The organism is Cellulomonas sp. PhB143, assembly GCF_003752595.1.
GTDB lineage: Bacteria > Actinomycetota > Actinomycetes > Actinomycetales > Cellulomonadaceae > Paraoerskovia.
Genome location: NZ_RKIJ01000009.1, coordinates 112,325 through 138,037 on the forward strand (window position 1 = coordinate 112,325; position 25,713 = coordinate 138,037).

The 25,713-nt window shown below is 75.7% G+C and carries 22 protein-coding genes and 1 pseudogene; 9 read left to right on the plus strand and 14 right to left on the minus strand.

All coding sequences use genetic code 11. The annotated features are described in order from the left end of the window. Positions 1–4: 4 nt before the first annotated feature. From EDF32_RS02005 to EDF32_RS02015, 3 genes are read right to left on the minus strand one after another with little or no spacing between them, the layout of a single operon-like run. On the minus strand, positions 5–544 hold the full coding sequence (locus tag EDF32_RS02005; RefSeq protein ID WP_123307217.1) for a hypothetical protein: 540 nt from the start codon (positions 542–544) through the stop codon (positions 5–7). 4 nt (positions 545–548) lie between these two features. After that, a complete protein-coding gene (locus tag EDF32_RS02010) occupies positions 549–2,024 on the minus strand; it encodes a hypothetical protein (RefSeq protein ID WP_199734790.1) in 1,476 nt (491 codons plus the stop codon). Then, a complete protein-coding gene (locus EDF32_RS02015) occupies positions 2,021–2,767 on the minus strand; it encodes a hypothetical protein (protein ID WP_123306865.1) in 747 nt (248 codons plus the stop codon). The genes EDF32_RS02010 and EDF32_RS02015 overlap by 4 nt, the downstream gene beginning before the upstream one ends. Before the next feature lie 131 nt (positions 2,768–2,898). Here EDF32_RS02015 and EDF32_RS02020 point away from each other — a divergent pair, with 131 nt between their 5' ends. Next, entirely contained in the window at positions 2,899–3,117 is a 219-nt protein-coding gene (locus tag EDF32_RS02020; RefSeq protein ID WP_123306866.1) for a helix-turn-helix domain-containing protein, read from the plus strand. A 27-nt stretch (positions 3,118–3,144) separates the two neighbouring features. Here the strand turns inward: EDF32_RS02020 and EDF32_RS02025 are convergent, their stop codons facing one another. After that, positions 3,145–3,729 carry a hypothetical protein gene (locus tag EDF32_RS02025; protein ID WP_148061547.1) on the minus strand — a complete coding sequence of 195 codons (585 nt, stop codon included), beginning with the start codon at positions 3,727–3,729 and terminating at the stop codon, positions 3,145–3,147. A 150-nt stretch (positions 3,730–3,879) separates the two neighbouring features. On the opposite strand from EDF32_RS02025, the gene EDF32_RS15010 reads away from it, so the two are divergent. Both EDF32_RS15010 and EDF32_RS14450 read left to right on the plus strand, forming a co-directional pair. Beyond that, positions 3,880–4,701, plus strand: a complete 822-nt coding sequence (locus EDF32_RS15010) for a LysM domain-containing protein (protein ID WP_123306868.1) — start codon at positions 3,880–3,882, stop codon at positions 4,699–4,701. Between the two features lie 82 nt (positions 4,702–4,783). Beyond that, the gene (locus EDF32_RS14450) at positions 4,784–5,416 is read left to right on the plus strand and encodes an Rv3235 family protein (protein WP_148061548.1); all 633 of its coding nucleotides are present in this window, start codon (positions 4,784–4,786) and stop codon (positions 5,414–5,416) included. 110 nt (positions 5,417–5,526) lie between these two features. Here the strand turns inward: EDF32_RS14450 and EDF32_RS15055 are convergent, their stop codons facing one another. The 8 genes and pseudogenes from EDF32_RS15055 to mtrA form a co-directional block, all read right to left on the minus strand. After that, positions 5,527–6,108 (minus strand): SEC-C metal-binding domain-containing protein, encoded by a 582-nt coding sequence (locus tag EDF32_RS15055; protein ID WP_370449907.1) that lies wholly within the window; start codon positions 6,106–6,108, stop codon positions 5,527–5,529. Beyond that, positions 6,109–8,601: pseudogene (secA, locus tag EDF32_RS02040) on the minus strand (preprotein translocase subunit SecA); the annotation flags it as partial. It abuts the gene before it with no gap. Positions 8,602–8,708: 107 nt separating this feature from the next. Further along, positions 8,709–9,974 carry a winged helix-turn-helix domain-containing protein gene (locus EDF32_RS02045; protein WP_123306871.1) on the minus strand — a complete coding sequence of 422 codons (1,266 nt, stop codon included), beginning with the start codon at positions 9,972–9,974 and terminating at the stop codon, positions 8,709–8,711. Positions 9,975–10,116: 142 nt separating this feature from the next. Continuing rightward, positions 10,117–10,791, minus strand: a complete 675-nt coding sequence (hpf, locus tag EDF32_RS02050) for a ribosome hibernation-promoting factor, HPF/YfiA family (RefSeq protein ID WP_123306872.1) — start codon at positions 10,789–10,791, stop codon at positions 10,117–10,119. Between the two features lie 197 nt (positions 10,792–10,988). Further along, on the minus strand, positions 10,989–11,765 hold the full coding sequence (locus tag EDF32_RS02055) for a ComF family protein (protein WP_123307218.1): 777 nt from the start codon (positions 11,763–11,765) through the stop codon (positions 10,989–10,991). Between the two features lie 202 nt (positions 11,766–11,967). Beyond that, the gene (locus EDF32_RS02060) at positions 11,968–13,749 is read right to left on the minus strand and encodes an LpqB family beta-propeller domain-containing protein (RefSeq protein WP_123306873.1); all 1,782 of its coding nucleotides are present in this window, start codon (positions 13,747–13,749) and stop codon (positions 11,968–11,970) included. Then, positions 13,746–15,587 (minus strand): MtrAB system histidine kinase MtrB, encoded by a 1,842-nt coding sequence (mtrB, locus tag EDF32_RS02065; protein WP_370449886.1) that lies wholly within the window; start codon positions 15,585–15,587, stop codon positions 13,746–13,748. Before mtrB ends, EDF32_RS02060 begins: the two co-directional genes overlap by 4 nt. A 54-nt stretch (positions 15,588–15,641) precedes the next feature. Next, a complete protein-coding gene (mtrA, locus tag EDF32_RS02070; protein WP_199734791.1) occupies positions 15,642–16,325 on the minus strand; it encodes an MtrAB system response regulator MtrA in 684 nt (227 codons plus the stop codon). A 165-nt stretch (positions 16,326–16,490) separates the two neighbouring features. Between mtrA and EDF32_RS02075 the strand changes: the two genes are divergently transcribed. The 5 genes from EDF32_RS02075 to EDF32_RS02095 are packed head-to-tail and all read left to right on the plus strand — an operon-like array spanning position 16,491 to position 21,797. Continuing rightward, positions 16,491–17,615: a glycerophosphoryl diester phosphodiesterase membrane domain-containing protein gene (locus tag EDF32_RS02075; protein ID WP_123306874.1), complete on the plus strand. Its 1,125-nt coding sequence runs from the start codon at positions 16,491–16,493 to the stop codon at positions 17,613–17,615. After that, complete coding sequence (locus EDF32_RS02080; protein WP_123306875.1) at positions 17,612–18,271, plus strand: DUF4129 domain-containing protein; 660 nt, start codon at positions 17,612–17,614, stop codon at positions 18,269–18,271. Before EDF32_RS02075 ends, EDF32_RS02080 begins: the two co-directional genes overlap by 4 nt. After that, on the plus strand, positions 18,268–19,479 hold the full coding sequence (locus EDF32_RS02085; protein WP_233565626.1) for a DUF4350 domain-containing protein: 1,212 nt from the start codon (positions 18,268–18,270) through the stop codon (positions 19,477–19,479). Before EDF32_RS02080 ends, EDF32_RS02085 begins: the two co-directional genes overlap by 4 nt. Next, positions 19,476–20,492 carry a MoxR family ATPase gene (locus EDF32_RS02090; protein WP_199734792.1) on the plus strand — a complete coding sequence of 339 codons (1,017 nt, stop codon included), beginning with the start codon at positions 19,476–19,478 and terminating at the stop codon, positions 20,490–20,492. The genes EDF32_RS02085 and EDF32_RS02090 overlap by 4 nt, the downstream gene beginning before the upstream one ends. Before the next feature lie 12 nt (positions 20,493–20,504). Further along, the gene (locus EDF32_RS02095; RefSeq protein WP_123306876.1) at positions 20,505–21,797 is read left to right on the plus strand and encodes a DUF58 domain-containing protein; all 1,293 of its coding nucleotides are present in this window, start codon (positions 20,505–20,507) and stop codon (positions 21,795–21,797) included. A gap of 257 nt (positions 21,798–22,054) precedes the next feature. On the opposite strand, the gene EDF32_RS02100 is transcribed toward EDF32_RS02095, so the two are convergent. Then, positions 22,055–23,044: a stage II sporulation protein M gene (locus EDF32_RS02100; RefSeq protein WP_123306877.1), complete on the minus strand. Its 990-nt coding sequence runs from the start codon at positions 23,042–23,044 to the stop codon at positions 22,055–22,057. Positions 23,045–23,118: 74 nt separating this feature from the next. Here EDF32_RS02100 and EDF32_RS02105 point away from each other — a divergent pair, with 74 nt between their 5' ends. Continuing rightward, positions 23,119–23,931 carry an RDD family protein gene (locus EDF32_RS02105; RefSeq protein ID WP_123306878.1) on the plus strand — a complete coding sequence of 271 codons (813 nt, stop codon included), beginning with the start codon at positions 23,119–23,121 and terminating at the stop codon, positions 23,929–23,931. Positions 23,932–24,000: 69 nt separating this feature from the next. Here EDF32_RS02105 and ahcY read toward each other — a convergent pair whose 3' ends face one another. After that, a complete protein-coding gene (gene ahcY, locus EDF32_RS02110) occupies positions 24,001–25,548 on the minus strand; it encodes an adenosylhomocysteinase (protein WP_123306879.1) in 1,548 nt (515 codons plus the stop codon). Positions 25,549–25,713 lie beyond the last annotated feature (165 nt).

Here is a 25,713-nt window from a genome sequence, read left to right on the forward strand (position 1 = left end):
CGGCTCAGCGCGGGATCGCCGCGACCTCGGTCCAGTCGTACCAGAGCAGGTCGCGGTCCGTGACGCGGTCGATCGCGGCGTCCAGCGCCGCGTCGTCCTGCTCGTCGACCGCCGCCAGGACCGCCCTCACGTCCTGGGCGGCCACCGGTTCGTCGACATGGACGCAGACGATCGCGACGCCCGCGACCGAGGTGGTGACCCGGACGGCGCTCGGCGCGGGAGCGTCGGCGTCGCCCTGGTCTCCGGCGGCGTCGGGGACGCCCGCCGGGCTGCTCTGCTCGACCGCGGCGTCGGGGACCTCGAGAGTCACGACGGCCCGCAGCGGCGGGACGTCAAGCCGCCCGGCCACGAGCGCGAGCGAGTCGTCGGCGGCCTCGAGCGCGGCGGCGTACTCGAGGCCCTCCTCGTCCTCCTCCGGGTAGGCGTCCCGCAGGGCGGTGGTCACCGCGTGCGCCGCACGGGGCGCGACGTCCCACCGCGCGGCGCGCTGGTCCACCGTCGCGGCGTCGAGCTCGTCGAGGGTCACGGGCACGTAGATGCGCATGCGCTCAGTGTGCCCCGCCGACCAGCGCGCCCGCCGCAGGCGCACTGGTCGCCGGGCCGCTCTGCCCCGTCCGGCGGGGCGCCGAGCCCGCCGTCCGCTCCTGCACCCGCGCCGCCAGGCCGACGATCTCCCGGCGCAGCGTCGACTCCGGTGCGACCTCGTGCAGTGCACGACCCTCGAGGACTGCCCGGTCGCACGCGCGCCTGTCGTCCGCGAGGAGCACCGGGTCCCGCAGCGCCGCGAACCGGGACAGCACGTCCCGGACCGCGGCCCGGGGTCCCGGGCCGGCGGACCCGGCGCGGACGCGGTTGGCGACGACGACGCGCCGGGCGCGCGCGCCCGGCCCGAGCAGGTCGTCGAGGTCCTCCAGGGCGCGGACCAGGCGCTGGACGCCGACCGGGTCCGCGGCGCCGACCACCACGATCACGTCCGCGGCGGCCAGGGCGCTCAGCGTCGCCCCGTTGCGCTGGGGCGCCGCGGTGTCGTAGCTGAGCGCCTCGTCCTGCTCCACGCCGAACCCGCAGTCCACCACGACGTGGTCGGCCAGCCCCCGGGCCGTCACCCAGACCTGGTCGAGCGCGGTCGCCGACACCTCGGGCCAGCGCGCCGCGCGCGCGATCCCCGTGAGCACCCGCAGGCGCGGAGCGACGAACGGGCTGAGCGCCGCCAGGCCGCGCGCGTCGAGCGCGCCCCGCCCGGCGCTGCGCGTGGCCGCGACGAGGCCCGGGGACTCGTCGAGCATCCCGAGGTGCTGGGCGACCGCACCGCCGTACGTGTCGACATCCACCAGCAGGACCTCGTGCTCGGCGCCGGAGATCTCGTCGGGCGGCACGTCGATCGCAGAGGTCTCGGCGCGCGCCCGGCCAGGCCGGAGCCGGCGCCTGGCGCGCCGCTGGCGGGAAGGACCCAGCGCGAGCTCCGCGGCGAGGTTCACCGCGACGGTCGTGCGCCCCGGGGCGCCCGTGGGCCCCCACACCGCCACGACGCGCCCCGGCCGGCGCGCGGCCACTGGTCCGGCCCCGTGGGGGGCAGGCTCGGCGCCGGGGCCGTCCGGGCCATGCCGGGCGTCGGGCTCGTCCTGGGTCCGCCCGCCGCCGCGCCGGTCGACGCCCGCGACGAGCTCGGAGACGAGATCGTCGATGCTCACGTCCCGCGCGAGCACCACGAGCCCGAGGGCGTGCGCACGGCGGGCGTCGTGCTCGGAACCGCCGAGCGCGAGCGTCCGGACCCCGAGCGCGGTGAGGTCCGCGACGAGGTCGCCGTCCAGCCCGTCGAGGTCTGCCGCGACCAGCGCGACGGTTCCGGCCCCGGCTGCCGCGGCCGCCCGCAGCTCGCGCACGTCGGCACAGCGACGCGTCACCGACACCTGCCCGTCCCGCGCGGCGAGAGCCTCGACGGTCCGCGCCTCGGCAGGGCCCCGCAGGGCGCACAGCACCGTCGTCGCGGACGCGCCCGACGAGCGCGCCGCCCCGAGGCTCATCGCCCCTCCGCGGCGGGGAGCACGGCGACCTGCCCGTCCGACGAGAGTGCGGCCAGGACCACCGGCAGGTCCGCCTCCTCGACCAGGACGTGCACGGTCGCGCCACCGCCGACGACGAACGTCCCGGACTCCGCGTCGACGTCGTCCACGACCGCCGCGTGCACGATCCGTCGAGGGCTGCTGCCGTCGGCCGCCGCGCCGTCGGCCGCCGCGCCGTCGGCCGCCTCGTCGCCGTCGTCGGCCACCAGGTCCCCGCTCAGCGCTGCAGCGGCCGGGCCGGCACCCGCGCCGCTCTTCGTCTCCGGGACGAACCACACGTCGACCGCGGACCCCGCGGAGACCCGGTCGGACAGGCTCGCCTCGACCTGGAACGCCACCGGGCTGACCTTCACGTCGTCGTCGCCGCCGAGCGCACCCTGCGGGACGAGCTCCCCCTCGCCCACGGTCCGCACCGCCACCGCCGAGGCGGGCAGGTGCTCGGGCGAGGCGTAACGGTCCTCCTCGCCGGGGCCGAGCCGGACGTCGACGACGCGCAGCGACCCCGGCGCGACCGGGTCGCCGGCCGTCAGGGTCGTCGCCGCGGCGTAGACGGGCACCGTCCGCCCCGCCGACGACACGGCCCAGGACCCGAGCAGCACCGACACCGCCACGAGCAGCACCCCGACGAGCAGGCGCGGGTCCCGCCAGCCGGGCCGTCGCAGGCGTGCGGCCGTCGCCCCGGGCAGGTCGTCCATCGTGGTCATCGCACTCCTCGGCGCCGTCCCCCTGGTGCCACGGCACCCCGTCGGGAACCCATCATGGACCGATCCGCGGACCCGTGGGGACGCCTGTGGACGACCTGTCCGCGCCCGGGCCACCGTGTCAGAATTGGGACATGTCGCAACGCTTCCTGACCCTCGCGGACGTGACCGAGGAGCTCAACATCTCGGCCGGCGCGGCGTACCAGCTCGTACGCTCCGGGGAGCTGCCCGCCATCCAGGTCGGGGGGCGCGGGCAGTGGCGGGTCGAGGCGAGCGCCCTGGAGACCTACATCCAGCACCTCTACGAGCAGACGCGCCGGCGGATCGAGGACGGCGAGCTGCACGAGTCCTGACGCCGCGCTCAGTGGGCGCGCGAGACCTCAGCCTCCGGGCACCGTCTCGTTGACGCAGACGAGCGAGGAGAACGCGACGCTCGCGCGCGAGCCGGTGGGGCGCACGCCGTCGAGCCCGACCTGCTCCACGTCGAGGTGGTCGCGCCCGACGCGCGCCACCCGTCCGCGCAGCACCGCTGCGCCCGTGCGGACCTCGACGGCCTGACGGTCGCGCATGACGCCGCGCAGCACCGCCGCCAGGCTCGCGCCGGGGCGAGCGGGGACGTCGACGGCGGCCGGACCGAGCCCCTCGACGACCGCCACGGCAGCCAGCGGCAGCAGATGACCGCGGCCGGCCACGTCGAGGACCACCCAGTCGTGCGCCACCGCCGCGACGACTCCCGACACCCGCAGGTCGCTCCCGGCCCAGGCCTCGGCGCCCGCGCCACCGCGGTCACCGCCGCCGCACGCCCGGACGCTCACCGCGCTCCCCCGGGCGCCGGCGAGCCGCGCCGCAAGGGTGACCGTGGCCTGCTCCGCGCGGGTGAGATCCCCGACCAGAGCCCGGTCGTCGGCGGCGAGCTCGGCATCGAGCTGGGCGGACAGGTCGTCCACGAGGCGGTCCCAACGCATCCTCGGACCGTACGCCCGCGTCCCCCGGTCCCTCGCGTCGTCCACACCCTGGACGCCACCTGGACAAGCGACGCCGTGTCCGCTTAGATCACCATCACCAAAGAACACCAAACGGCATCAAACACAGTCAGCAAGATCGCAGGGGGCGAAATGACTGAGTTCGACCATTCCAGCGACCCACAAGGGTCGTACCACCCGTCGGATCCCGGGCGCCGACAGCCCGGCGGAGGGCGGTTCCTCGCCGTCGCCGGGCTCGCCGCCGGGAGCGCGGGCGTCGGCGCACTCTTCGTCCTGCGCGGCGTCGCCGTCCTGAGCGGACCCGCCCCGCGCGTCCAGGACCTCGTCGAGCTCGCCGTCCTGGCGGCGGGCACGCTCACAGCGGTCTGGCTGCTCGGCTCCTGCCTGGTCGCCGCGAGCTGTCTCGCCGCGAGCGCCGCCGGCCGACGCTGGGTCGCCGGCGAGCGGCTCGTCGCCCGCCACGGGCCCGCGCTCGTGCGCCGCGCGGCCCGCCTCTCGCTGACGGTGGGGGTCGGCGCCGGCCTCAGCCTCACGGCCCCCGCGGCCTTCGCGTCCGCGGGTCCCGCCCCGGTCCCGCGGGCCGACGACGCGGCGTCGCCTCCCGGCGTGTCCGTCGTCGAGCTCGGCTGGCTCCCGACCTCCTCCACCGGGTCCTCGGACCACGGGCCGCCCGGGGGCGGGGGCGCGCGCCGACCCCCGGCCTCCGCACCGGGCGTGCCGGCAGGCCCGGCCGCCACGCCGCCCGCCGCCGCCGAGGCGCCCCGGGCGACGGACGACGTCGTCGTCCGCCCGGGCGACACGCTCTGGTCGATCGCCGCCGACGCGCTCCCGGTGGACGCGACGCCGTCCGACGTCGCCGCCGCAACCCGGGGCTGGTACGCCCGCAACGTCGACGTCGTCGGCGACGACCCCGACCTCATCCTCCCGGGGCAGCACCTCTCGCCTCCCGCCTGACCCGCAGCCTGATCCCCGGACCGCCCGGCACGCCCGCGCACGTCCCGCAGACAGACAGACAGTGCCGCAAAGGAGCAGCAACATGACCGTCACGACCGAGCACCCCCGCACCACGCCCGCCTCGCCCGCCGAGCGCAGCCTGCGCGCCTTCGTCGACCCGCCCAAGGACGCGCGCCGCGCGCCCTCCCCCGGTGCGGCGCCGCGAGACCCGGACGTCGCGCCGACACCCGTCCCCGTGCCGGTCCCGTCGTCCGACGGCGCCGCACGCCACCTGCGCAGCGCACCCCTCGGCCGACCCCCGGCACTCGACGCGACCCACCTGCGGCGCGCCCCGCGCACCGCGGCGCCGGGACGAGAGGCCGGCCCGGTGCGGCCGGGGAGCCCGCTCACCGACCCGACCGCGACCTGCTGCGCCGTCGCGCGCACCGCGCTGGAGGTGCTGCGGGGGGAACGCCCGGTGGCACAGCTCGCCCGGTGGCTCGCGCCCGACGTGCACGAGGCCCTCGCGCGCCGCGCACGGCTGCTGCTGGCGGCCGCCGTACCGAGCGCGGCCCACGACCCGATCACGGTCCGCCGGGCCCGCACGGTCCGTCTCGGTCCGTCGTCGGCCGAGGCGAGCGTCGCGCTCGAGTGCGGCGGGCGCGTGCGGGCGGTCGCGGTGCGCGTGGAGGACCACCGCGGGTCCTGGCGCGTCACCGCGCTCGAGATCGGCTGAGCGCGAGCGGCTGGCGACGGCACGCCGACGGGCGTCACGCGCCCCACGAACGACGGACGGCCCGGCGCCGCAGGGGGTCGCCGGGCCGTCCGTGGACGACAGTCCGTTCCTCAGGCCTCGTTCAGCCCGTGGCAGACCTTGTACTTCTTGCCCGAGCCGCACGGGCACTGCGCGTTGCGCGGCGTGCCGGGGAACGTGCGCCCGTCGCTCTCCGCGCTCGCCGCCTCGCCGTGCAGCTCGCGGCGCGCGCGCCGGGACGCGTCGCCCGAGACCACCGCGGCGCCCGTCCCGTCCTCGCTGGGCGCGGAGTAGGACAGCGGGACGGGCCGCTCGGGACCGTCGAGCCCCTTCGCGACCAGCGTCGGCGCCGCCGGCTCTGCCACGTCGGCGGCCTCCGGCGCATCGGCAGGCTCCGGCTCGGCGGCAGGCTCCGGCTCGGCGACGGCCGCGGCCGGCACCGGTTCCGGCTCGGGCTCGGCGGCCGGCTCCGGCTCCGGCTCGGCGGCCGACGGCGCGTCCGGCCCGGCTGCAGCAGGCTCCGCAGCAGCAGGCTCGGCAGCAGCGGGCTCGGGTACGGCCGGCTCGGCCGTGGCAGGCACGGCGGGAGCGACAGCCGGGCGCGTCGCCCGGCCGAGCGGGGACGTCGCGGCGGTGACGGCGGCGCTCGCCGCGGAGACCGGCTGCTCCTGCACCTGGACCTCGAGGTTGAAGAGGTAGCCGATCGACTCCTCCTTGATCGCCTCGTTCATCGCGGCGAACAGCTGGAAGCCCTCGCGCTGGTACTCGATCAGGGGGTCGCGCTGCGCCATCGCGCGCAGGCCGATGCCCTCCTTGAGGTAGTCCATCTCGTAGAGGTGCTCGCGCCACTTGCGGTCGAGGACGGAGAGCACGACGCGCCGCTCGAGCTGGCGCATGTTCGCCTCCCCGATCTGCTCCTCGCGGTCCGCGTAGGCGTGCCGCGCGTCCGAGAGGATCTCCGTGAGCAGGAAGTCACGGTCGAGCCCCTCGAGGCTCCCCGCCTGCTCGCGCACCTCGTCGACCGTGATCGAGACGGGGTAGACGGCGCGCAGCGCGGTCCACAGCTCGTCGAGGTCCCAGTCGCCGACCGCGGCCTGGGCCGCCGCCCCGTCGACGTACGCGGTCACGACGTCGGTGAGGAAGTGCTGGATCTGCTCGTGCAGGTCCTCCCCGTCGAGCACCCGACGCCGCTCGGAGTAGATGACCTTGCGCTGGCTGGAGAGGACCTCGTCGTACTTCAGGACGTTCTTGCGGATCTCGAAGTTGCGCGACTCGACCTGGTTCTGGGCGCTCGCGATGCCGCGGGTGACCATCTTCGACTCGAGCGGCACGTCGTCCGGGAACCCGGCGCGGTTCATCATCGACTCGGCGAGCCCGGAGTTGAACAACCGCATGAGGTCGTCCTCCATCGACAGGTAGAACCGGGACTCGCCCGGGTCGCCCTGCCGGCCGGAACGGCCGCGCAGCTGGTTGTCGATGCGCCGCGACTCGTGGCGCTCGGTGCCGAGGACGTACAGGCCCCCGAGCTCCGTCACCTCGTCGTGCTCCGCGGCGACCGCCGCCTTCGCGGACTCGAGCGCCGCGGGCCAGGCCGCCTCGTACTCGTCCGGCGTCTCCGCCGGCGAGAGCCCCTCGGCCTCGAGCGCGTCGACCGCCATGAACTCGGCGTTGCCGCCGAGCATGATGTCCGTCCCGCGGCCGGCCATGTTCGTCGCGACGGTCACGGCGCCCTTGCGCCCTGCCTGGGCGACGATCGCCGCCTCGCGCGCGTGCTGCTTCGCGTTCAGCACCTCGTGCGGGACGCCCTGCACCTTGAGCTTGGCGCTCAGGACCTCGGACTTCTCGACGCTCGTCGTGCCGACCAGCACGGGCTGCCCCTTGGCGTGCCGCTCGACGATGTCGGCGACGACGGCGTCGAACTTGCCGTTCTCGTTCTTGTAGACCAGGTCCTTCTGGTCGATGCGCTGCGCCGAGCGGTTCGTCGGGATCGGCACGACGCCGAGCTTGTACGTGCCCTGGAACTCGGCCGCCTCGGTCTCGGCGGTACCGGTCATGCCCCCGAGCTTGTCGTAGAGCCGGAAGTAGTTCTGGAGGGTGATCGTGGCGAGGGTCTGGTTCTCGGCCTTGATCTGCACACCCTCCTTGGCCTCGATCGCCTGGTGCATGCCCTCGTTGTACCGGCGCCCGGCGAGGATGCGGCCCGTGTGCTCGTCCACGATGAGCACCTCGCCCTTGAGGACGACGTAGTCCTTGTCGCGCTTGAAGAGCTCCTTCGCCTTGATGGCGTTGTTCAGGAACCCGATCAGCGGCGTGTTCAGGGACTCGTACAGGTTGTCGATGCCGAGGTGGTCCTCGATCTTCTCGATGCCGGGCTCGAGGACGCCGACCGTGCGCTTCTTCTCGTCCACCTCGTAGTCGGTGCCGACCTCCAGGCGCCGCACCAGCTTGGCGAACTCGCCGTACCAGCGGTTCGTGTCCCCGCCCGCCGGGCCGGAGATGATCAGCGGCGTGCGCGCCTCGTCGATGAGGATCGAGTCGACCTCGTCGATGATCGCGAAGGCGTGCCCGCGCTGCACGAGGTCGCCCGTCGACCACGCCATGTTGTCGCGCAGGTAGTCGAACCCGAACTCGTTGTTCGTGCCGTAGGTGATGTCCGCGGCGTACTCGGCGCGCCGCTCGGCGGGCGTCTGCCCCGACAGGATGCACCCGGTCGACATCCCGAGGAAGCGGAAGACGCGGCCCATGAGCTCGCTCTGGTACTTGGCCAGGTAGTCGTTGACCGTGATCACGTGCACCCCGCCGCCGGAGAGCGCGTTGAGGTACGCGGGCAGCGTCGCGACGAGCGTCTTGCCCTCACCGGTGCGCATCTCGGCGATGTTGCCGAGGTGCAGCGCGGCGCCGCCCATGAGCTGGACGTCGAAGTGGCGCTGCCCCAGCGTGCGGCGGGACGCCTCGCGCACGGCCGAGAACGCCTCGGGGAGCAGGTCGTCGAGGGTCGCACCGTCGGCGATCCGCGCCCTGAAGCGGTCGGTCTCCTCGCGGAGCTCCTCGTCGGTCATCTCCTCGAAGCTCGACTCGAGCTCGTTGACCTGCCGGGCGAGGCCGGAGAGCTTCTTCAGGATCCGGCCCTCGCCGAAGCGCAGGGCCTTCTCGAAGATGGAGGGCACGCAGATCTCCCGTGTCGTTCGCGTCCACGGCCGGTCGGCAGCGCGGCGGGTGCGCGCCGCGCCCAGGGGTCGCCGACGTCACACCACGGACCATCGTAGGGCCGTTGTCACACCGGGCCCGACGCCGTGGCCCCCCGTTCGCTCTCCGACGAACCGAGCACCGCGCCCGCGAGCGCCCCCGCGAGGTCGCCGACGGGGCTGACGAGCACCTCGGAGAGCCCGAGCCACCCCGCCAGCAGCGCGAGCTCGGCCGCCAGCGCGCCCGCCGTCGTCGGGCTCGTGGCTGGCTCCGCGTGCGCCGCGAGGACCCGCAGCACCCCGCGGGCGCGGTCGGCCTTGAGGTCGACGCGCGCGGTGATCTCGTCTCCCTCGAGGAACGGCAGCACGTAGTACCCGTGGACGCGCAGGGCCGCCGGGACGTAGATCTCGATCCGGTACCGCATGCCGAAGAGGCGCTCGAGCCGGGTGCGCTCGAACACCACCGGGTCGAACGGGCTGAGCAGCGCGCCGCCCGTCGCCCGGCGCGGCACCTGCGCGTCGCGGTGCAGGTACGTCGCCTCGTCCCAGCCCCGGACCCGGACGGGTCGCAGGACGCCGTCGTCCACGAGCTCGGCGAACGCGGTGACCACCTGCGGGCCGCGGAGGCGGAAGTAGTCCTTGAAGCAGCGCAGCGTCCCGACGCCGTGCGCCCGCGCCCCGATCTCCAGGAGCCCGCGCACCGCGTCGGCGTCGTCGACCGGGGCGAGGCCCTGCGGCGGCACGACGCGCTCGGCCAGGTCGTAGCAGCGCTCGAACGACGACGTGCGCCGGGCCGAGGCCAGCTCGCCCACGTAGAACAGGTGCTCGAGGGCCTGCTTCGCGAGCGACCAGTTCCACCCCCAGTCGGGGCGTTCGTGCCCCGGCCCTTCGGACTCCAGCAACCGGTGCAGCTCGGGGGCCGTCACGGGGCCGCGCTCCGCGACCAGGGCGCGCACCCGCTCCACGACCTCGGGACTGCCGGTGCCGACGTCACGGATCGAGCCCCAGGCGTCCTGCAGCCTCCGGCGCCGCCAGGCCAGCAGCCGGTACGTCTCCGGGGCGACGTAGGAGGCCTCGTGGCCCCAGGCCTCGAGGACCCGCCGCGGCGCGCGGCCCGCGGCGCGGTCGAGCAGCGTGGTCGGGTACGGGCCGATCCGGGAGAACAGCGGCATCAGGTGCGCGCGGGCGAGCACGTTGACCGAGTCGATCTGCAGGACCGCGATGCGGTCCACGGTGCGCTGCAGGTCCCGCATGGTCGGGCCGCCCGGCCGCTCCGGTCGAGGCCGGTGCATTCCCTGGGCCGCGAGCGCTGTCCGCCGCGCCTGTGCGAGCGTCATCGATTCCACGCCCACCATCCTGCCGCGCGCCCCCGACACCGGCCCGGCCGCCGCGGTGTCGTGCGGTGTCGCGAGGTGTCGTGCGATGTCGTGAGGTGGCCGAGAGCACCGCGACCCCCGGCGCCGGGCGTCGGAGGTCGCGGTGCGCGTGCGGGCGTGCTCAGACCTGGGCGGGCGCCTCGCTGGTCCGCTCGCCGGCCGCCTCGACGTGCTCGCAGGCCGTGTCGATCGCGATGACCCCGTAGCTCCAGCCGCGGCGGCGGTAGGCGACGGACGGGCGCGCCGTCTCGGCGTCGACGAAGAGGAAGAAGTCGTGGCCGACCATCTCCATCTCGTACAGGGCGTCGTCGACGCTCATGGACGTGGCGCTGTGCAGCTTCTGGCGGATGACGACCGGCGAGTCCCCGAGCTGGCTCTCCACGGACTCGCCCGGCGACGCCGGGGGACGCGTGGGCTCGGGCTCGGCCCGCGGGCCGTCGCGCTCCGGGTCGTACGGCCGCACGTCGACGGGGGGCTGGACGGTGTTCTTACGGTGGTCCTTGCGCCGGTCGCGCGAGCGGCGCAAGCGCTCCTGCAGCTTGGCCGCGGCGAGGTCGAGCGCGCCGAACCGGTCGTCGGCGGCGGCCTCGGCCCGGACGACCGGGCCCTTCGCGCGGACGGTCAGCTCGACACGCTCGCTGACCCCGGCCAGCTTGGGGTTGTTCTCGTGGGTGATCTCCACGTCGATGCGCTGCGCGGTCGGTGCGAGCTGCTCGAGCTTGGCGAGCTTGTCCTCGACATGGCGGCGGAACCGCTCCGGGACCTCGGTGTGCCTACCGACGACGACGATCTCCATGTGAACCTCCGCTGCTCCGCGGGCGCCCGCCGTGCGGACGTCCCGGGGTGTGTGATGGGCCGTGCGGCCCGACGGGTCTGTGCTCGGCACCCCGTGAGGCGCCGGTGCTCGTCACCTCCCCCGGCCGCCGTCCTGGCCGGCCACTCGGTACGTCCTCGACGACGCCGGGCTCGTGTCCTCGACGTCGAACCACCAGGCTATCCCGGACCCCCGTCCGACCGCACGGCGCGGCTCGGCGGAGGCGTCGCCGCCAGCACGACCGCGCCCACGACGCGCGCCCCGGCGCCCGACAGGGCCGCCTCGCAGGCGGACAGCGTCGCGCCCGTGGTCAGTACGTCGTCCACCAGGAGGCACACAGGGCGGGGCTCGTCGCCGAGGCGCGCGCGGCGGCGCAGCGCGACCGTCCCGGCCTTGTTCCCCCCGCGGGCGCGACCGCCCAGGCCCACCTGGTCCCCCGCGGCGCGGCGCTGGCGCAGGGCGCGCACCACCCGCACCCGGGGCGGCGCACCGGCGTCGCGCAGGCCGTCGCGCAGGCCCTGCGCCACGGCCCGTGCCAGCTCGTCCACGGGCGTGCGCCCGCGCGCCCGCGTCGCCCTGCCCGACGACGGCGCGGGGACCACCAGCACCTCGCGCGACCGCCGCCCGGGGGCCCCGGTGACCGCGGCGGCCGCCGCGCGCCCCGCGTCCCGCAGGAAGGGCGCGAGCTCGCGGGTCAGGTCGGCGCGGCCCCGGTCCTTCCACGCGAGGACCACCTCGCGGACGCACCCCGCGTACGGCGCGGTGCACCAGACCGGCACCGGGTGCGGCCGGTCGGAGCGGTCGAGCCGGGGTGCGCCGTCCTCGCAGCGGGCGATCCCCCCGAGGCAGGCGCGGCACCACGGGCACAGCCGCACGTCCGGCGTCGCGCACCCGGGGCACTCCACCGGCACGACGAGGTGCCCGAGCGCGCGGGCCGCGCGGGCAAGAGCGCGCACCGCACGCAGAGCACGCAGCCGCCGAGCGCCCCGGCCGCGCCCGGGAGGGCGGGCGGCGGCCCGGGAGGGCGGGCGGGAGACGTCGACGGTGCGGTCCACGCCGCCCAGCCTGCGGCGGCCGGGGCACGCCGCGCGGGCAGGCCCGCGCACCCGTGCCCCGCCCCGGCACCGCGCCCGCCTGTGGACGCCCACGGGAGGCCCGTCAGCCCGGGTAGGCGACCAGGTCGACGTCGGTGGCCTCCGGCACCCAGATCGTCGCCGACTCCGAGCGGCCGTAGAGAACACCCTTCTCGTCGACCACGAGCAGCGTGCTCTCGCCGTTGCCCGCCGCGATCGCCACCGCCCCGGGCACCCGGGACAGCGACGTCGTCTGGCCGCCGACCTGCGCGAGGTGGACGACGACGTCGTCCTCCCCTGTCTGCCTCCCGAGCACCCCGACCTGCGTCTGGTCGGTCCACACGACCGAGGTGACGTCGACCGTGGAGGCCGCGACGCGGAACGGGTCCGAGAGCGCCGTCGGCCTGCCCTCCTCGTCCCGGACGATCCCGGCCACCTGCACGAGCGGACCACCGGTGCCGTCGCTGGCGACGACGAGCCGCGCGCCGTCCGGGGCGACGCGCACGGAGACGAGCGTCCGGTCCGCGAGCCACGGCACGGCCGCCAGCCGGGTCCGCGTGCCGTCCCGGTCGAGCACCGTGATCGGCCCGGTCGCCGACCCCGACCAGATCCACCCGAACCGGTCCGCGGAGGGCGCCATGAGATCGGCGCCCTCGAGCAGGGTGGCGCCCTTCGTGCCCGCCGTGGGGAGCCGGCGCACGTGTGCCGTGCCGTCGCGCACCAGGACCGCAGCCCCCGCCGCGCCCTGGGCCACGTCGCCCGTCAGGCCCAGCGCCGTGGGGAGCAGGCCCTCGAGCGACGGCGCGCCGTCGATCTTCGTGAGCGTCGAGCCGTTCACCGCGACGAGCCTGCCGTCCGAGGCCGCCACCGCCCCGCCGGACACCTGCGCGGAGGGCAGTGGGTCGACCGTGTCCACGCTGATCGGGGTCCCGTCCGCGGACAGCACCACCGAGCGGACCGGCTCGAACGCCTGCGTGCGCGGGTAGGAGTCCACGATCACCGCCTGGATCTGCGCCTGGAGCAGCGCGCGGTCCGCGGCCGAGGCGGACAGCACCGCGGAGCTGAGGTTCACCGTCGCGACCCCGTCCGAGACGGGGACGGTCTGCAGCGCGAGCGTCGTGCCCGGCGGGGCGACCGTGACCACCGAGTCCTGGAGCCACTCCGCGGGGCCGTCGAGGACGGCGCTGACCGCGTCCGTCTGCCACCGGGCGCTCTTGGGGAACCACCGCTCGTCGGAGACGAAGTACGTGCGGTCCGGGGTGGGGAAGTAGAGCGTCGTCTGCTGGTAGAAGACGTCGAGCAGACCGCTCTGGATGAACAGGCCGTCCTCGGCGTCGTCGATGCGCCAGCGGCCGTCCGGGTCCTGCACGAGACCGAACGAGAGGTCCTGCGTCGTGCCGTCGGACACCTCCGTGTACACGCCGTCCGCGTCGATCGTGCCGACGACGGAGACCGTTCCGGTGACCGTCGTCTTGCCCGTGTCGTCCGCGTCGTCGGGCACGACGAGCCCGGCGTCGCCCCGGTAGACGGTCACGCGCGCGGTCGGGTCCCAGTCGGTCGCCGAGCCCGTCAGGTAGGCCCGCGCGACGTCGTAGCTGCTTGTCGTGCCGGGACCCTGCGCGCTGAGGAACCCGTTGACGATCTGCTCGGGCGACGCGTCGTCGCGCGGCGGGTTCGGGTTGAGGTAGATGGGCAGCGGCGGCGCGGGCTCGGCCTTGCCGTCCACCACGGGGCCGGACGTCGGGATCGACGCGCACCCACCGAGCACGGCGAGCCCGAGCAGCGCCAGGAGGACGGTCAGGGCCGTGGCGGGCGCCCGGCGGCGGGCCCCGTGCCCGGGGGCCGCGCTGCGGCGTGCTGCGGTCATCGGCGTACCTCCTTCGCCGCGTCGGCGCCCGGTGGCGGCTCGAGCGCGTCCACGGACGGCAGCGACGTCGGGCTGGCCTGGTCCACCACGGCGACCTGGCCGGTCACCGGCCCGGGCTCGGGGTCGCTGCCCCGCGCGGGGCTGGGTGCGTCCGGCACGAGCGGGAGCGGCGAGTGGTCCAGGACGATCCCCGCCCGTCGCGGCAGCGTGAGCCGGAAGCACGCCCCCTCGCCGGGCCGGCCCCACGCCTCGAGCCAGCCGCCGTGCAGCCGCGCGTCCTCCAGCGAGATCGCCAGCCCGAGGCCGGTGCCCCCGGTGGTGCGGGCGCGTGCCGGGTCGGCCCGCCAGAACCGGTCGAAGACCCGGGCGACCTCGGGCGCCGTCATGCCGACGCCATGGTCGCGCACCACGACCGCGACGGCGAGCCCGTCGGCGCCGACGGTGACCTCGACGGGCTTGCCCTCGGCGTGCTCGATGGCGTTCGTGACGAGGTTGCGCAGGATGCGCTCGACGCGGCGCGGGTCCACGTCCGCCGTCGCGGGCTCGTCGCCGAGGTGCACCGACAGCCAGACGCGCTTCGCCTCGGCGAGCGGCTGCGCCTGCTCGACGGCGGAGCCCGCGACGTCCCGCAGGTCGCTGCGCTCGGCGTCCAGCACCGCCGCGCCCGCGTCGAACCGGCTGATCTCCAGCAGGTCGGCGAGGAGGTCCTCGAACCGGTCGAGCTGGGTGTACATGAGCTCCGCCGACCGGCGCGCCATCGGGTCGAGCTCGTCGCGCGACTCGTGGATCACCTCGCTCGCCATCCGGATCGTGGTCAGCGGGGTGCGCAGCTCGTGGGAGACGTCGGAGACGAAGCGCCGCTGGAGCATGGAGAGCTCCTCCATCTGGGTGATCTGGTCCTGCAGGCTCTCGGCCATCTCGTTGAACGAGCGCGCGAGCGTCGCCATCTCGTCGTGCCCGCGCACGGTCAGCCGCTCGTCGAGACGGCCCGCCGCGAGGCGCTCGGCCACCCGCGCCGCGCGGCTGACCGGGTCGACCGTCTGGCGCGTGACGATCCAGGCGATGACCCCGATGATCAGCAGCAGCACGATCGCGCCCACGAACAGGGTCTGCTGGATGAACTCGAGCGTCTGCTGCTCCGGCTCGAAGGAGTAGAGGTAGTAGAGCTCGTAGGTGCCCTCGCGCGGCACCTGCACCGTGGTGCCGACGACGACGCCAGGGACCTCCGCGGCGTCCGGGCCGGGGTCCGTCTCGATCGCCACCGACTGCATCACCTGGGGGACCTCGCCGCCCGAGTCGGCGGTCGCGAGCGTCGCCTTGCGCATCTCCGGGGTGATCACCGTCCCGTACCGGTCGGCCGTGCTGACGTCGACCACCTGCGACGGCTGCCCCTGGGGGTGCCAGAGGAACACGTCGCGCGTGCCGGGGCTCGCCGTCTGCAGCGAGAGCACCATGTCGGTGAGCAGCTGCTGCACGTCGGAGCTGGTCTGCGGGTTCGCCGCGTCGAAGTTGGTCCGCGCCTGCGTCGTCGAGCGGGCGCTCTCGGCGTCGACCGCCGCGAGTCGCTCGTTGAAGAGGCCGTCCCGGATCGACTGCGAGAGGAACGCCCCGAGCACGGCCACCGACACGACGCCGACGACCAGCGCGATCGAGACGACGCGCAGCTGCATCGAGGAGCGCCAGCGGCGCACGACCCGCGACCCGGCCCGACGCAGGACCGGGGGGACGACGACGCGCCGGCGGACGGGGGGCGGCGGGGTCCCCGTGCCGGTCTCGTCGCCGGCGGCGCCCTCCGCGCGGGCCGGGCCCTCCGTGCCGCCCGCACCCTGGGTGCTCACGAGCTCACCGGTCCCGTCGGCCCGCCGGCTCCCGGACCACCCGGTCCGTCCCGGTCACCGGCGCGGCGAGCCGGCCTTGTAGCCGACACCCCGCACCGTCAGGACGATCTCCGGGTTCTCCGGGTCGTGCTCGATCTTCGAGCGCAGCCGCTGGACGTGCACGTTGACCAGGCGCGTGTCCGCGGCGTGGCGGTACCCCCACACCTTCTCGAGGAGGACCTCGCGGGTGAAGACCTGCCAGGGCTTGCGCGCCAGCGCGACGAGCAGGTCGAACTCGAGGGGCGTCAGGGAGATCTGCTCGCCGTCGCGCGCCACCCGGTGCCCGGGCACGTCGACCTCGATGTCCCCGACCGTCAGCACCTCCTGCGCCGGCTCGTCCGTGCGGCGCAGCCGCGTCCGGATCCGCGCGACCAGCTCCTTGGGCTTGAACGGCTTCGAGACGTAGTCGTCCGCCCCGGACTCGAGCCCCAGGACGACGTCGACCGTGTCGGTCTTGGCCGTCAGCATGATGATCGGCACGCCGGACTCCGCACGGATCAGCCGGCACACCTCCGTGCCGTCGCGGCCGGGGAGCATCAGGTCGAGCAGCACGAGGTCCGGCTGGCTCGAGCGGAAGGCCTCCAGGGCCTGGTCGCCGTCGGCGCAGAACATCGGCTCGAAGCCCTCGGAGCGCAGGACGATCCCGATCATCTCGGACAGGGCGGCGTCGTCGTCGACAACCAGCACACGTTGCTTCATGCTGCACATGATGCCACCCGGCCCGCGGCGTCCACGGGCGCACGCACCCGGGGGCGGCGAGCCTGTGGACCGCGCGCCCCGGCGCCCGTCCACGCACTAGCCTGGCCTCTCCCGCACGGCGAGCCCCCGGCCGCCGCACGCCCGCCGGCAGAACAGGACCCCGCGATGAGCACTCCAGGCGAACCGCCTGCCGGCTGGGGCGAGACACCGCAGGGTCCGCTGGGGTACGGGCAGCCGCAGTACGGGCAGCCGCAGTACGGGCCGCCGGGCGCCCTGCCCCCGGCGGGCTACGGGCAGCCGGGGCCCGGCGGGCCCGGCTGGGGTCCGGGACCGCTGCCGACGACCGACAGGCCCGGGATCGTCCCGCTCCGCCCGCTCGCGCTGGGCGAGATCCTGGACGGCGCGTTCGGCGCGGTCCGCGCCAACCCGCGCGTCATGCTCGGCGTGCCTGCCGCCGTCCTCGTCGCGTGCACGCTCGTCTCGGTGGTGCTGGGCCTGCTCGTCGTCGGCCTGACCTCCGCGCTCAGCGCCGGCATCGACGCCGACCTCTCGGAGGTCGGCCTCGGTCCGGGCGGGTACGCGAGCCTGACGAGCATCGGGCTCCAGGCCGTGATCGTCCAGCTGGTCGCGGTGCCCGTCCTCAACGGGCTGCTGGCGGGCGCGGTCGGGGACGCCGTGCTGGGGCGGCGGCCGTCGGTCACCGAGACCTGGCACCGCACCCGCGGCCGGCTGCTGCGGCTCGTGGGGTACACGCTGCTGCTCTTCCTCGCGGCGTCCGTGCTCGTGGTCGGGATCGTCGCCGGGACGGTCGCGCTGATCGTGACCCAGGTCGACGCGGGGACCTCGGTGTGGGCGTCGGTCGGCACCGGTCTCGCCGCCCTGCTGGTGCTCGTCGTGCTCGTGCTGTGGCTCCAGGTGCGGCTGCTCTTCACGCCCGCGGCGCTCGTCCTCGAGAAGCAGGGCGTCTGGCGGTCCGTGACGCGGGCCTGGCGGCTGACCCGCAAGGGCTTCTGGCACGTGCTGGGCATCTGGCTCCTGGCGACGATCATGGTCGCGATCATCAGCGGCGTGGTCGCCTACCCCTTCACCCTCGTCGGGGGCCTGCTGGTCACGGTGTCCCCCGTCGCGTACACGGCCCTGTCGCTGCTCGGGTCGATCGTCAGCGGGATGCTGACCACGGTCTTCATGTCGAGCATCGTGGCCCTGCTCTACATCGACGCGCGCATGCGGCGCGAGGGGCTCGACATCGAGCTCGCGGGCACCGCCCGGCGCGAGCACGGGCAGGCATGACGGCCCCGGTCGCGTGGGTCGACCGCCTCGCGGCCGACGTCCCCGTCGCCCCCGACGCGGACACCGCCCGCGCGTGGGCCCGCGGAGAGCTCGCGCGCCCGGAGTACGCCGGGCACGGCCCGACGCTCCTCGAGCGGTTCCTCGACTGGCTCTCCGGCCTCGGCGCCGGGACCGGCGGCGCGGACCTGCCGGACGCGCTGCCCGTGGCGCTCGTGGTCCTGGTCCTCGCGGCCGTGCTCCTGGCCTTCTGGTCCACGGGCCGGGTGCGCGCGAGCACGCGCGCGCGCGCCGCGGCGGTCGTCCTCGAGGACGACGCCCGCACGAGCGAGGAGATCCGCGCGTCCGCCGACCGGGCCGCGGCCCGCGGCGACTGGGCCGAGGCCGTCCTCGAGCGGTACCGCGCGGTCGTCCGGGCGCTGGAGGAACGAGCCGTCCTGGACGACCGCCCGGGCCGCACCGCCCACGAGGTCGCCCAGGAGGCCGCGGCGCGCCTGCCCGGGTCGGCCGACGAGCTCGCCCGCGCAGGGCGCCTGTTCGACGACGTCCGCTACGGCGACCACGCCGTCGGACCCGCCGAGGACGCGGCGGTACGGGCGCTCGACGCGGCCGTCGCGGGCGAGCGCCCGCGCGCCGCCCCGGCCGGCGGGCGCCCGTGAGCGCCCCGGCCGCCCCCGCGCGGGAGGCGGTGACGGACCCGCCCCCGCGCCCGTCACCGGTGCAAGGCGACGGCACCTCCGGACGCTCCCGGCTGCGCGCGCGGTGGCGCCGCGCCCGCCTGCCCCTGGGGCTGCTGCTCGCCACGGCCGTCGTCGTGCTGTCCGTGGCGCTCCTGCCCGCGCCCAGCTCGATCGTCCCCTATGCGATCGACAACGCAGGGCCGGACGGCGCTCGCGCGGTCGCCGAGATCCTGCGGGACCAGGGCGTCGACGTCGTCGCGACGACGAGCTCCGCCGAGGCCGCGGCCGCACCCGCGGGCACGACCCTCGCGATCGCCCCCGGCCTGCCCCTGACACCCGACGAACGCGGCGACCTGGCCGACGCCGGCGCCGACCTCGTGCTCCTGGACGCCGGTGCCGACCTCGTCTCGCGCGCCACCGACGGGGCGGTCGGGTCCGCGTACGCGAACGCGCCCCGCACCACGCGGGAGGCCAGGTGCGACGACGCCGACGCGAGCGCCGCGGGCACGGCGACGCTCGGGGGCAGCGGCCTCGTCTCCGACGACCCCGACGCGGTGCTCTGCTTCCCGGGGGCCGCCGACGAGGGCGCCGGGTACGCGGTCGTGCGCTCCGGGGACCGCACCGTGCGGGTGCTGAGCTCGGCCGACGTGGTCAGCAACGGAGCCCTGCTCGACGCCGGGGACGCCGCGCTCGCGCTGCGGGCTCTCGGCCACCACGACCGGCTGCTGTGGTACGTCCCCGACGGCGGCGCCCCGGCCGCCGGCACCGACGCGGGGCTGCTCCCGCCGTGGGTGGGCGTCGTCGGCCTCGAGCTGCTCCTGGTGCTCGTCGTCGTCGCGATCTGGCGCGGCCGGCGCACCGGACGCCTGGTCACCGAGGACCTGCCCGTCGTCGTCCGCGCGTCCGAGACGACCCGCGGACGGGGCCGCCTCTACCGGGCGGGCGGGTCCCGCGGCCACGCGGCCGCCGGCCTGCGCGCCCTCACGGCCCAGCGGCTCGCGGAGCGCCTCGGCGTGCCGCGCACGGCGGACGCCGGCGCGCTCGTCGACGCGGTCGCGCGCGCCGCGGAGCTCTCGCCCGACCACGTCGTGCACCTGCTGTACGGACCACCACCCACCGACGACCAGGCCCTGCTGCTGCTCGCGCACGAGCTCGACATCCTGGAGAGCGAGGTTCACCCGCTGTGACCGAGAACGCCGAGAACCGCGAGAACCGCGAGAGCCCGGGGAGCACGCCCCCGCCGGGCGCGTCGCGCGACCCGCGCACCGCCCTGGCCGGCGTGCGCACCCAGGTCGGCAAGGCCGTCGTCGGGCAGGACGCCGCCGTCACGAGCCTGCTCATCGCGCTCCTGTGCCGGGGCCACGTGCTGCTCGAGGGCGTGCCGGGCGTCGCCAAGACGCTGCTCGTGCGGGCCCTGGCCGCGTCCCTCGACCTGGGCACCAAGCGCGTGCAGTTCACCCCGGACCTCATGCCGGGCGACGTCACCGGCTCGCTCGTGTACGACGCGCGGACGGCGGAGTTCTCGTTCCGCGAGGGGCCGGTCTTCACGAACCTCCTGCTCGCCGACGAGATCAACCGCACGCCGCCGAAGACACAGGCGTCGCTCCTGGAGGCGATGGAGGAGCGCCAGGTCTCCGTCGACGGGACCCCGAGGCTGCTGCCCGACCCGTTCATCGTCGTCGCGACCCAGAACCCGGTCGAGTACGAGGGCACCTACCCGCTCCCCGAGGCACAGCTCGACCGGTTCCTGCTCAAGGTCGTCCTGCCGCTGCCCGAGCGCGAGCAGGAGGTCGAGGTGCTTGCCCGCCACGCGGGCGGGTTCGACCCGCGCGACCTGCGCGCGGCCGGCGTGGCACCGGTCGCGGACGCCGACCTGCTCGCCCGGGCCCGGGCAGAGGTCGCCGGCGTCCGCGTCGACCGGGAGGTCCTCGGCTACGTCGTGGACGTGTGCGCGGCGACGCGCCGCTCGCCCTCCCTGGCCCTCGGGGTCTCCCCGCGCGGGGCGACGGCGCTCCTCGCGACGTCCCGGGCCTGGGCGTGGCTGTGCGCGCGGGACTACGTCACGCCCGACGACGTGAAGGCGCTCGCCCTGCCGACCCTGCGCCACCGGGTCCAGCTGCGGGCCGAGGCCGAGCTCGAGGGGGTCACCGCCGAGTCCGTGATCCAGACCGTGCTCGGCTCCGTGCCGGTCCCCCGCTGAGCCCGCCGGGTCATGGTGCTCACCTGGCGCGCACCCGTGCTGGCCGCGCTCGGCCTCGTGCCCGTCGCGCTGCTGCCCCGGGCGCAGACGGTGCTCGTCTGGACGGTGGTCGTGGCCGTCGTCTGCGCGCTCGACGCGCTGCTCGCGGCGTCCCCGCGCCGCGTCGCGGTCGTGCGCGAGACCTCGCGCTCCGTCCGGCTGACCCAGGCGGCGACGTCCACGCTGACGCTCACCAACGGTTCCGGTCGCCGGCTGCGGGGGCTCGTGCGCGACGCCTGGGTGCCCTCCGCCGGCGCGGCGGTCAACCGTCACCGGCTCGACCTGCCGGACGGCGAGTCGCGCCGCGTGCGCACCGCGCTCCTGCCCACGCGCCGCGGGGACCGGGCGGCGGACCGCGTCACGATCCGCACGGTCGGTCCCTTCGGCGTGGCGGGCCGCCAGGCGTCGCTGGAGGTGCCCGGGTCGGTCCGCGTGCTGCCCGAGTTCGCCTCGCGCCGGCACCTGCCCAGCCGCCTCGCGCGGCTGCGCGAGATGGACGGGCGGGCTGCCGTCCAGGTGCGCGGCGAGGGCACGGAGTTCGACTCCCTGCGCGAGTACGTCGAGGGCGACGACGTCCGGTCGATCGACTGGCGCGCGACCGCCCGGCGGCGCGACGTCGTCGTGCGCACGTGGCGACCGGAGCGGGACCGGCGGGTCCTCGTGGTGATCGACACCGGGCGCACGTCCGCCGCGCGCATCGGCGAGGCCCCGCGGATCGACGCGTCGATCGAGGCGGCGCTGCTGCTCGCCGCCCTCGCGGGCCGCGCCGGCGACCGCGTGGAGCTCGTGGCGTTCGACCGCACGGCCCGGGCGCGCGTCGCGGGGGCGACCGGGCCGCGCCTGCTGCCCGCCCTCGCCGACGCGCTCGCCCCGGTGGGACCCGTGCTCCTCGAGACCGACTGGACCGCGCTCGCCGCCACGGTGGAGCAGCGCCTGTCGCAGCGGGCGCTCGTCGTGCTGCTGTCCGCGCTCGACGCCTCCGCCGTGACCACCGGGCTGCTGCCGGTCGCGCGGCGGATGGCGACCCGCCACCAGGTCGTGCTGGCGAGCGTCGCCGATCCCGAGGTCGTCGCGGCGGCCGCCGCGCGCGGCTCCAGCGCCGAGGTGTACGACGCCGCGGCCGCCGCGCGCACCGTGCTGGAGCGCGCTGCCGTGGCCGACGTGCTGCGCCGCCACCGGGTCGAGGTGGTCGACGCCGGCCCGGACGAGCTCGCGCCCCGGCTCGCCGACACCTACCTCGCGCTCAAGGCCGCGGGCAGGCTCTGAGTCCGGACCGGCGCCGGGATGGCATGATGTCGTCCCGCACCGAGACCTCGACGCGGCCGGGGAACGCCCCGGACGCGAGCCGGACAGACACCGACCCGCAGGAGCAGCCGTGGAACCGACGCCCGAAGACCGTGCCCGCCGCCAGCGCCGCATCGCGATGATCGTCGTGGGCGCCATGCTCCTGACGTTCGTGCTGCCGTTCCTCGGCATCGTCCTGCTGACCTGAGGCTCCGGCCTGCCGGGGGGTCTCGGCGGGCTCAGGCCGCGACCGGCGCCTCGTCGCCCGCCTGGTCGCGCGTCAGGTCACCCGTCTCGCCGGCTGCGACGGCGCGACCGCCCAGCACGATCACCCACGTCCAGAACGCGGCGAGGGCGAGCGCCCCGATCGCGATCTTCAGCCACCACGCCAGCCCGGACCCCGTGACGAAGCCCTCGATCAGGCCGGAGACCGCGAGCACGCCGACGAGCCCGACGGCCACCGAGAACAGGGCGCGGCCCTCGGCGGCGAGGGCACGGCCCCGCGGGCGCGGACCCGGGTCGACCAGGGTCCAGAAGATCCGCAGCCCCGCGGCGCCCGCGACGAACACCGCGGTGAGCTCGAGCATCCCGTGCGGAAGGATCAGCGAGAAGAAGACGTCGGCCTCGCCGTGCGCCGCCATGAGGCCGCCGGCGGCGCCGATGCTCACCGAGTTCTGGAACAGCACGTACGCGGGCCCGATGCCCGTGATGCCCAGCGCCACGCACTGCGCCGCGATCCACGCGTTGTTGGTCCACACGGTCAGGGCGAATCCCGTCCCCGGGTCGTAGTACTCGGAGAACGCGTGCCGCACGTACTCCTCCTGCGCGGACGCCGGCCCGAAGACCTCGAGGCCGCCCGGCGCCGTCGCGACCCACACGCCGGCGACGACCGCCACCAGCACGCAGGCGGCGGTCACACCCCAGGTCCACCAGCGGATCCGGTACAGGGCCGCGGGCAGGGACACGAGCACGAACCGGCCCACGTCGCGCCACGCCGGCTCGTGCGCCCCGGCGATCCGGGCGCGCGCCCGGCCGAGGACGTCGGAGAGCTCGCCGACCAGCTCCGGGTCCGGGGCCGCGGAGCGGACGGTGGACAGGTGCGTCGCCACGACCTGGTACAGCGCGACCAGCTCGTCGGCCTCGGCGCCGTCGAGCCGCGAGCGGCGCACGAGCGTCCGGAGCCGGTCCCACTCGGCCCTGTGCACACTCGTGTACGCGTCCAGATCCACGGCTGTACCCTGCCACAGGCGGGCCCGGCCCGGCCCGGCTCACCCACAGGCCCCACCCCACGAGCAGGAGCGACATGCGCGACGGGATCCTCACGGGCGAGGGCGTGGTGCTGGACGCCCGCACGGCGTCGTTCCTGACCCGCGCGCTCGCGGTCGCGCTGGACCTGACGGCCCTGTGGTTCCTCGCCGTGGCCGTGCTCCTGGTGCTCGACGCGTGGCCCCCGCCCGAGGAGTACACGATCCCCGTCACGCTCGGCGCGGTCGTCCTGCTCCTCGTCGGCGTGCCCACCGCCGTGGAGGCCCTCACCCGCGGCAGGTCGCTCGGCAAGCTCGCCGCGGGGATCCGCGTGGTGCGCGACGACGGCGGACCGGTCCGCCTGCGGCACGCGTTCGTCCGCGCCCTGGTCGGCACGGTCGAGATCGTCGCAACCCTCGGCTGCATCGCCCTGATCGCGTCGCTGTCCAACGACCGCGGCAAGCGCCTCGGCGACATGCTCGCCGGGACGTACGTCGTCCGGGTGCGCGGCGCGCGCGGCGGGTCCGCGCCCGTCGTCATGCCACCGTGGCTGGCGGCCTGGGCCGCGCAGGCCGACATGCGCCGCCTGCCGGACGGCCTCGCCCTGGACGCCCGCCGGTTCCTCGGCCGCGCCCCGCGGCTCAATCCCGACTCCCGCGCCCGGCTCGGCACCGAGATCGCCGCACGCGTGGAGTCCTACGTGGCGCCCGGCCCGCCCCCCGGCACGCCGCCGGAGGTGTTCGTCACCGCCGTGCTGGCCGAGCGGCGCACCCGCGAGCACGTCCGGGAGGCCGCGGCGCAGGAGCTGGTGCGCCGCGAGGCGGCCACGGTGCGGCGCCTGCCGCACGACGTGCCCGACCCGCGGCGCTGACCCCGTACGGGCCGAACCTCAGTACCGGCCGACCCTCAGTACCGGCCGACCCTCAGCACCGGCCGAACCTCAGTACCGGTAGTGCTCGGGCTTGTACGGCCCCTCGACCGGGATCCCCAGGTAGCCGGCCTGCGCGTCGCTCAGCTCGGTCAGCCGCACGCCCAGCGCGTCGAGGTGCAGGCGCGCGACCTTCTCGTCGAGGTGCTTCGGGAGGCGGTAGACCTCGCGGGCGTACGTGCGCTCCTGCGGGTCCCGCCGCGCGTCGGCCCACAGCTCCATCTGGCCGATGACCTGGTTGGAGAAGGAGTTGCTCATCACGAACGACGGGTGACCCGTCGCGTTGCCGAGGTTGAGGAGGCGCCCCTCGGACAGGACGATGATCGACCGCTCGGCGCGCGCGCCGTCGTCGGACGCCGGGAACGTCCACTCGTGCACCTGCGGCTTGATCTCGGTGCGGGTCACGCCCGGGGAGACCGCCAGGCCCGCCATGTCGATCTCGTTGTCGAAGTGGCCGATGTTGCCGACGACCGCCTTGTCCTTCATCGCGGCCATGTGGGCCGCGGTGACGACGTCCTTGTTCCCCGTGGTGGTGATGAAGAAGTCGGCCTCGTCCAGGACGTCCTCGATCCGGGCGACCTGGAACCCGTCCATCGCGGCCTGCAGGGCGCAGATCGGGTCGATCTCGCTGACGATCACCCGCGCGCCCTGGCCGCGGAACGCCTCGGCGGCGCCCTTGCCGACGTCGCCGTACCCGGCGACGAACGCGACCTTGCCGCCCATGAGGACGTCGGTCGCCCGGTTGATGCCGTCGGGCAGCGAGTGCCGGATGCCGTACTTGTTGTCGAACTTCGACTTCGTCACCGAGTCGTTGACGTTGATCGCCGGGAAGAGGAGCGTGCCCTCCTCGGCGAGCTGGTAGAGCCGGTGGACGCCCGTCGTCGTCTCCTCCGTCACTCCCTCGATGCGCTCGGCGACGGTGGTCCAGCGCAGCGGGTCCGTCTCGAGCGAGCGGCGCAGCACCGCGCGCACGACGTTCGTCTCCTCGGCGTGGTCCGGCTCCCCCGGGCGGGTGTCCGCCGGGACGGCGCCCGCCCGCTCGTACTGCAGGCCCATGTGCACGAGGAGGGTCGCGTCTCCGCCGTCGTCCAGGATCATGTTGGGGCCGCCGGTGCCCTCGGCGCCCGGCCACACGAGGATCTGCTCGGTGCAGTCCCAGTACTCCTCGAGCGACTCGCCCTTCCAGGCGAAGACCGGCACGCCCTGAGGGTCCGACGGCGTCCCCTGCGGCCCGACGACGATCGCGGCCGCCGCCTCGTCCTGGGTGGAGAAGATGTTGCAGCTGGCCCAGCGGACCTCGGCGCCGAGCGCCGTGAGGGTCTCGATGAGCACCGCCGTCTGGACGGTCATGTGCAGAGAGCCGGCGATGCGCGCGCCCGCGAGCGGCTTCGCGTCGCCGTACTCGGCGCGCAGGGCCATGAGGCCGGGCATCTCGTGCTCGGCGAGCCGGATCTGGTGTCGGCCGGCCTCGGCCAGCGAGAGGTCGCGGACCTTGTAGCGGCCGGGGACCTCGTCGAAGGCGCCGGTGGCGGGCGCGGGGGCGTGCGCGGTCGTGGACATGGTTCTCCTCGGACTCGTGCGCTGGGGGCTCCCGTGTGCGCTGGGCTGTGGTTGCTGGGCTGTGGATCTCGAGCGCCTCCCAGGGTAGTGGCTGCCCCGCCTCGTCCCACGTCGCCGTCCCTCCGCCGAGGGCGACGCCGCGTCCGCCGACGGCGACGTTCCGCG

Excerpts from the sequence above, each read along its gene's own strand:
- ahcY (WP_123306879.1), bottom strand. The coding sequence starts at position 25,548 with ATGTCCACGACCGCGCACGCCCCCGCGCCCGCCACCGGCGCCTTCGAC.
- EDF32_RS14450 (WP_148061548.1), top strand. The coding sequence starts at position 4,784 with ATGACCGTCACGACCGAGCACCCCCGCACCACGCCCGCCTCGCCCGCC.
- hpf (WP_123306872.1), bottom strand. The coding sequence starts at position 10,791 with ATGGAGATCGTCGTCGTCGGTAGGCACACCGAGGTCCCGGAGCGGTTC.
- EDF32_RS02045 (WP_123306871.1), bottom strand. The coding sequence starts at position 9,974 with ATGGTGGGCGTGGAATCGATGACGCTCGCACAGGCGCGGCGGACAGCG.
- mtrA (WP_199734791.1), bottom strand. The coding sequence starts at position 16,325 with ATGAAGCAACGTGTGCTGGTTGTCGACGACGACGCCGCCCTGTCCGAG.
- EDF32_RS02005 (WP_123307217.1), bottom strand. The coding sequence starts at position 544 with ATGCGCATCTACGTGCCCGTGACCCTCGACGAGCTCGACGCCGCGACG.
- EDF32_RS02025 (WP_148061547.1), bottom strand. The coding sequence starts at position 3,729 with ATGCGTTGGGACCGCCTCGTGGACGACCTGTCCGCCCAGCTCGATGCC.
- EDF32_RS02105 (WP_123306878.1), top strand. The coding sequence starts at position 23,119 with ATGCGCGACGGGATCCTCACGGGCGAGGGCGTGGTGCTGGACGCCCGC.
- EDF32_RS02095 (WP_123306876.1), top strand. The coding sequence starts at position 20,505 with ATGGTGCTCACCTGGCGCGCACCCGTGCTGGCCGCGCTCGGCCTCGTG.
- EDF32_RS02080 (WP_123306875.1), top strand. The coding sequence starts at position 17,612 with ATGACGGCCCCGGTCGCGTGGGTCGACCGCCTCGCGGCCGACGTCCCC.
- EDF32_RS02075 (WP_123306874.1), top strand. The coding sequence starts at position 16,491 with ATGAGCACTCCAGGCGAACCGCCTGCCGGCTGGGGCGAGACACCGCAG.
- EDF32_RS02015 (WP_123306865.1), bottom strand. The coding sequence starts at position 2,767 with ATGACCACGATGGACGACCTGCCCGGGGCGACGGCCGCACGCCTGCGA.
- EDF32_RS15010 (WP_123306868.1), top strand. The coding sequence starts at position 3,880 with ATGACTGAGTTCGACCATTCCAGCGACCCACAAGGGTCGTACCACCCG.
- EDF32_RS02060 (WP_123306873.1), bottom strand. The coding sequence starts at position 13,749 with ATGACCGCAGCACGCCGCAGCGCGGCCCCCGGGCACGGGGCCCGCCGC.
- EDF32_RS02010 (WP_199734790.1), bottom strand. The coding sequence starts at position 2,024 with ATGAGCCTCGGGGCGGCGCGCTCGTCGGGCGCGTCCGCGACGACGGTG.
- EDF32_RS02020 (WP_123306866.1), top strand. The coding sequence starts at position 2,899 with ATGTCGCAACGCTTCCTGACCCTCGCGGACGTGACCGAGGAGCTCAAC.